Raw genomic sequence first — 2358 nt, 5'->3', positions numbered from 1 at the left:
GGAAACACCCATGGGTTGTCAAAAATTTCATATAAAGGTCCCACGGCACAATGGCTGGTGCAGGTGCCGCACTGGGTGCAGGCGGAAAGATCAAAGACCCGGCGGGTGGCCCTGTTCTCATCGCGTTTTATCTGCTGTCCTGCAAGTCCTGAAATCATAAGGCTTACCGGGGTTGTCAGGATATGCAGGAACTTGCTGAAAGGCAGGTAGGCCAAGGCGAAAAAACAGCTTAAAAAGTGGATCTTCAGTATCAGTACATCCAGACGGTTCCTGTTGAAAAAACCGGCAACAGGCGTCATGGCAACGGAGATAGGATAGGAAACAAAGGCAGACCTGGGGTTGGAATGGCAGGATGCACAATTGTCTTCATTGAGGATCTCTCCTTCTTCCATAAGTTCCGGGGTGACCTGGATGGTCTCCCCGGGGAACTGGACATTGAATTTTTCCTGCCAGACTGCCTTAAGCGCCGGCAGTTCCTCATCGTCCAAGGAACCATATTCCTCCACCATGTCGTAAAACACACCGGAAGAGATGATCTTGGCAGCCTCCAGGCCAAAACCGGATATCATGATGAGTGCAAGCAGGGTGATTGCCAGGTAATCGGGCCGCCTGCTGATCTGTTTTAAACGGAAATGGGTTTTCCTGCGGTATACGGCAATGGCCAGTCCCGCCATCACCATTACACCGGCGATATTCCGAAGGGCCATGAACGGGTTCAGGGTGGACAGGTAATTTGAAAAAATCACTTCGCTGACATAGCCTTCAAGGGCATGGAAGAAAAACAACCCTGCAAATCCCCAGAAAATACAGATGTGCATAAACCATTTCAGGGGATCCTGGCGCAACAGCGGCAATTGAAGCACGACATCCAGAATAACTGTCTTGAAAAGATGGAAAATCCGGGCAGGTGAGGCCAGGATGCCGAACAGGCCGGACAAAAACGCTTTTATTCGGCCTGCCATAGTGAATCCGGGCAGGTTCGGTCCGATGTTTAACCGGAAAAATCCAATGATTCTGTAAAGGATTCCGATGAAGAATACTGCCAACGCAATAAAAAAACTCCAGGTATAAAGCATTGGACCGGTTAATAAATCATACAACGGCATTAATTATCTCCCAGTAAAAATTAGGATGATATCCAGGAGCCCCGAATCAGGGCACCAAAGGATGTTACATAAATGCTGCTCAACATAAATACGGCTCAAAAGGATCACAAAAATAAGTTGTTGGCATATTACAATACGATGATATTGTCAATTATATTTTTTAGCAAACACTTATATTTTTACACTGGCATGTGTGGATGACCCGGTCCTGAAAGTATCAGATCCTTATGTATTGGAAACGAAAAATATGATAATTAAATCAAAAGCAAATTAAGAGGCGTGCCGCAATTGAAACAATGGGTGAAAAAACCGGGGAGGAATAACGCGTTTGATGAAACGAATACTGGCATTTGTGATATTCGTCTGGGTAGCGGCTGCTGGGACCCTGGCCCATGCCACAGCGGACAATGACCTGTTCACTGCCCAGGAAAATGCATATATTCAGTCCCAAAAAAGTATCCGCATCGGTATTATCGATAATGAACCCCCCTATTCTTTCTATAACCAAGGCACGATCAGCGGATTTTCCATTGACCTTCTCCATTTGCTGGAACAGTCCTCGGGACTGAAATTTGAATTTGTTATAGGCAGCTGGTTCAATATTTATGCCTCATTTCAAAACGGGGACCTGGATGTTATTGACCAGATCTCCTTTACCCCGGCGCGCAGCAAATGGATGCTGTTTACCCCGGCATATCACGTTAAAGCACTTGTCCTGTTCATGAGAACCGGCGAAATTCCTCATCCTTTCAAAGGGCTGGAGAGTCTTAATAAAAAACGGATCGGCATTCTCCGGGACATCTATTATGAAGAACGCCTCCGACAGGATGGTCATGCCAGGGTTTATGAGTATGACGACTATATGTCGCTGATGAAGGCGCTTTCCTTCGGCTGGGTGGATGCCGTGATTGCCAGTGAAATGACCGGGCGTTTTGTTGCCCGTGACAACCATCTTTCCGGTATCAGTATGGTCGGTCCTTTCAACGCCAAGGGAATTGTTGAAGAGGACTTCCGGCTGGGCATTTCAAAAAAAGATCCCCTGCTCCAGTCCATTCTGACAAAAGTTTTAAATGCGGTTCCGGGGCAGACCATGGATGTTCTGGCCCGGAAATGGGGCCGGTATCCATATCTGAACAACAATACTGCCACGCTTTTGTTCACCGGGGAAGAGCAATCCTTTATTGCCCGCCATCCGGTTATCACCATGGGTATGCTCTCTGATTTTTCCCCTTTCAGTTTTGTCAGTCAGGGC

Annotated in this window: 2 protein-coding genes; one reads left to right on the top strand and one right to left on the bottom strand. The window is 47.2% G+C overall.

From position 1 onward, the window contains the following. A partial coding sequence (locus AB7U36_RS16795) for a respiratory nitrate reductase subunit gamma (protein ID WP_428160850.1) occupies window positions 1-1106 on the bottom strand: 1106 nt, incomplete at its 3' end. Between the two features lie 331 nt (window positions 1107-1437). Here AB7U36_RS16795 and AB7U36_RS16790 point away from each other — a divergent pair. Beyond that, the coding region (locus AB7U36_RS16790; RefSeq protein WP_428160849.1) for a transporter substrate-binding domain-containing protein at window positions 1438-2358 on the top strand (921 nt) is incomplete at its 3' end.

The organism is Desulfobacter sp. (genome assembly GCF_050177295.1).
Note: the sequence above shows the minus strand (reverse complement) of the source record. Positions and strands in the feature narration are given on the sequence as shown.